The organism is Rhodoblastus sp., assembly GCF_052145335.1.
In the GTDB taxonomy this organism is placed as follows: domain Bacteria; phylum Pseudomonadota; class Alphaproteobacteria; order Rhizobiales; family Beijerinckiaceae; genus Rhodoblastus.
This window is the reverse complement of record NZ_JBKQOU010000216.1, coordinates 1-3,626: the sequence shown is the minus strand read 5'-3', so window position 1 is coordinate 3,626 and position 3,626 is coordinate 1. Positions and strand designations below refer to the sequence as shown.

Below are 3,626 nucleotides of genomic sequence, written 5' to 3'. Positions count from 1 at the left end.
CAGATCGGTAATGGCGCCGCCGATTCCAGCGGAACACGAATTCATCGAGATAGGCTTGGATATGAGCTTTGCGGAACCCGTGATAGACGCCGAGGCCGAGGCGCTTCAGGTTCGAGAAGACGCGGTGTATCCACGGCAAGAGCACATGCGCCGCCATCGTCCCGACGACTATGGGCTCGTGATAGCGATCGTTCATCCCGGGATAGGACGAAAAGCCATCGATGAGGATTGTCGAGCCAAGAGCCGTGTTGGCGGCGATGAAATCTTTCAGAGTCTTGCCGCAATAGTCGCCAATCAGCGACAGCCGGATGCGGCCTGCCTTACCACCTTCGATGCTCTCGACCGCCCCGACGATGAGGATTTTCCCGTCGTGACCGCGGCCCTGGCCACCCGCGACCGGATCGTCTTTCGTCCTGAAGGCGATGCTGGTCTCATCGACCTCGACCATCCCCGCCAGCGGGTCGCGGTCAGGATCGACCATGGATTTGCGCAATTTGTGCAAGAGCAGCCAGGCCGCCTTGTAGGAGCCGATCCCGAGCTTGCCCTGGAGTTGCAGGGCGGAAATACCGTTGGAATGCGTCGCGACCAGATGCGCGGCGATGAACCAGGTGCGCAGGGGCAGGTGTGTTCCGTGCATGATCGTGCCGGCGGTCACCGAGGTCTGCTTGCCACACCTGGCGCATTCGAATGTCCAGGGCTTCGTCTCCAGCTTCCAGCCCTTTCTTGCGTGACAGCACGGGCAGACGAAGCCATCGGGCCAGCGCCGCCGCTGGAGCCAGTCGGCGCACGCCTCGTCCTCAGCAAAATCCGCCACGAATTGCTGGAGCGAGGGCGGGCGGTCGTGCTTCCAGCGGCTGACCTGGGGACATGTTGCCATTTTGTTCTTATGGTCCAGAAATGCGCTCCTGTCCAATCGCCGGACCAAGAGGGATAAGCCGCATCCGCAGATCATCAATCCGCCTTGCTGTAGCTTATATTCGGAATGAGCAATGTTGAGTTTCATTTCTATCCTCTCAAAAAGTTTGGCAATTTAGGATGGTGTTTGTCGAAATTCGTGAATTTTGAGAATACGACCAAAGTTCCATCATGACAATTCTCCGAATCCTGTCCAGCCTGGCCGCGTCGTCGATGCCAACTCCTTCACATGCAGAGCGTCGAGTTTGACGGGTGAACTGTCGATCTCTGCATATGGCGCACCGCTGCCGCCTGAGAATGTGTCTGTAGCGGCGGCAAGTTGGGGTTCAGCGGACCCGTTCGAATGATGCGCCCACGGCGCGGGTTGACCCAAAGCCGCCGCCGCCGCCAGCATTGGCAGGGAAAAAGTCCTGCGTGGACAGAATCTATCGAAAGTGGCAATCTCAGAATTAACAGGTGCGCTATCCGGCGAAAGCGGGCTAGGGGGAGCCGGGTGGCACGGCCGGGGACGCTTTCGCGGCATACCGATTTCGAAAGATACCTGGATCGTCGTGGATGGCGAAGCCAATGAGCCGAGACTGGGCCCAGGAACTCGAAAAGACGCTCGTCGATGAGGCGACTGCCGCTAGCCGGCAGGATGTGTCGGAAAATGAATGGTGGTATATTATTGGCGGTCAAGAAGTCGGGCCCGTGACTAAAGGTGAAGTCGCGAGTCAGATTACTTCTCATGGGCTCTCACCAAACTCGTTTATTTGGCGCAACGGCATGGCCTCTTGGGCACAACTAGGTGAAGTTGATGATTTTTCACACTTTCTTCGCCTGAGAGCAGAACGCGACCAGGAACCATCCACTAGAGAAGAGGCAAAAGTAACCGCGTCGACTCAGGCTAAGCCAGCTGACGCTGGAGCAGGCGCTCCCGGGCCGGAAGCGCCGAAACAGGCGGCCAACGTTGCTGAGCCGCAAAAAGCGCAACCGGCTATTACCGCGGCAAACGCTCCTAAACCGGCGGTGGCGGCTGGCGGTGCGGAGCAGCAACAAACCAAGCAAAATCCTTTTGCCCCGGCGAATAAATGCCCAATGCCGAAAGCATTCACGTTTTCGACGGAGAGAAAAGAAGCGGAGAAGGTTTCTCGGGTGGATAACGGTGACGATCGCCTCGGAGTCGCTCCCTCCGTGGCGACCCCCGACATGCCCGCCACGTCCGAAGAGCCCAAAAAGCCCAGCCTGCTTCCAGGTTCCGATGGGGAACATAAGATTCAAGAAAAATACGACTCCAAGGCGCGAGCGATCAATTTTTATGAAAAGCAGATGCTGAGCTATTTAGCTCCGCGCATGAAGGAGTTCATCGCGCGCCAGGAGTTTCTTTTCGTGGCCACAGCCGACCGCCACGGAGAGTGCGATTGCACTTCGAAATTCGGAAAGCCCGGTTTTATTCGGGTGCTCAGCGACAACTACTTAATTTATCCAGAGTATCGGGGCAACGGCGTTTACGCCAATACCGGGAACATGAGCGAAAACCCGCACATCGCCATGCTAATGATTGATTTTACCCGCGATACGATCGGCCTGCACGTCAACGGCAAAGTGCGCGTCGTCGAGAATGACGAATTGCGCCGATGCACGGATAAATTGCCGGCGGACGTCATAGAGGAAATAAATCAAGAAGGGAAGAAATGCCCCGAACGCTGGGTCATGGTCGAAGTTGAAGAGGCGTATATCCAATGCTCCAAGCATATTCCTTTGCTGAAGAAGGCGGATAAAGCCATTGACTGGGGCACGGACAACGCTGCCGCCAAAGGCGGAGATTATTTCCAACTGCTCGACATACCGCTTTACCACCGCCTAGGTGGAGATAAGGCAATGGACGTTGTAGTCGATTTATTTTATCGAAAAGTGCTGGAAGACGAGCTTGTAGGTAAGTTTTTTGACGATGTCGATATGGATAGCCAGAGACTCAAGCAGAAAAATTTTCTCTGCATGGCGTTTGGCGGTCCGTACCAGTTTTCAGGAATGGATTTACGCAAAACCCACAGCCGTCTGGTAGAGAAAATGGGATTAACAGATGTACACTTCGACAGGGTGATGGAGTTGTTCAAAGAGTCATTAGAGGAGCTGCATATTTCTAAAAAGGAGCTTAACAGCATGGTTGAGATTCTTGAAAGCGCGCGGGAGGACGTTCTTAATCGTTGACTCTAAAAGGTGTCGCGGTAGGCCCTGTGACTAAATATCGGGAGATAGCAGCATGTCCGATCCTCAGGAGCCGAATAACGACTTTTGGCGGCGGGCTTTTTTTGCCAATTATCAAGCTTCAGGCGGTTTGTCCCGGAAGAAACACGATTTAAGCGCCCAGCATCCGACCGAATTTACACCCAAGGGCGACCTCTGGTTGCGGCGTCTCTTCAAAGGCGCGCCGATCGACGCCAATCCTGGCGACAAGATGACCGTCATGAAAGACGGCGCCGTGGTTCATGAAATCCCGCTGAGCCAAATGAGACGAGAGACCGTGATCGGCCGGCATCCGAGCGCCGATCTCCAACTCGAATCTTATAAACTCGCCATGTATCATGTGGCTATTCTCCCGCGGGGCGGGAAATTCTATGTCGAGGCGCTCGACTTGGAGAACGGCGCCTTGCTGGAGCGCAAGAAGATAAAGCCAAAAACGCCGGTCCAATTGCGGAATGGCTCGCAGGTCGACCTCCCCGGTTTTCGGC

General features: G+C 55.4%; 3 protein-coding genes. 2 read left to right on the top strand and 1 reads right to left on the bottom strand.

Annotated elements, in window-relative coordinates; all coding sequences use genetic code 11:
* On the bottom strand, nucleotides 1-877 hold an 877-nt coding region (locus ACLP2E_RS13640; protein WP_442466258.1), incomplete at its 3' end, for an IS1595 family transposase.
* A gap of 593 nt (nucleotides 878-1,470) precedes the next feature.
* Between ACLP2E_RS13640 and ACLP2E_RS13635 the strand changes: the two genes are divergently transcribed.
* A complete protein-coding gene (locus ACLP2E_RS13635) occupies nucleotides 1,471-3,105 on the top strand; it encodes a globin domain-containing protein (protein ID WP_442466257.1) in 1,635 nt (544 codons plus the stop codon).
* A 52-nt stretch (nucleotides 3,106-3,157) separates the two neighbouring features.
* Nucleotides 3,158-3,626, top strand: a 469-nt coding sequence (locus ACLP2E_RS13630) for an FHA domain-containing protein (protein ID WP_442466256.1), incomplete at its 3' end; no start/stop codon positions are given.

What these genes read in the sequence shown, in the direction of transcription:
- ACLP2E_RS13635 (WP_442466257.1), top strand. Translation starts at nt 1,471, where the DNA reads ATGGCGAAGCCAATGAGCCGAGACTGGGCCCAGGAACTCGAAAAGACG.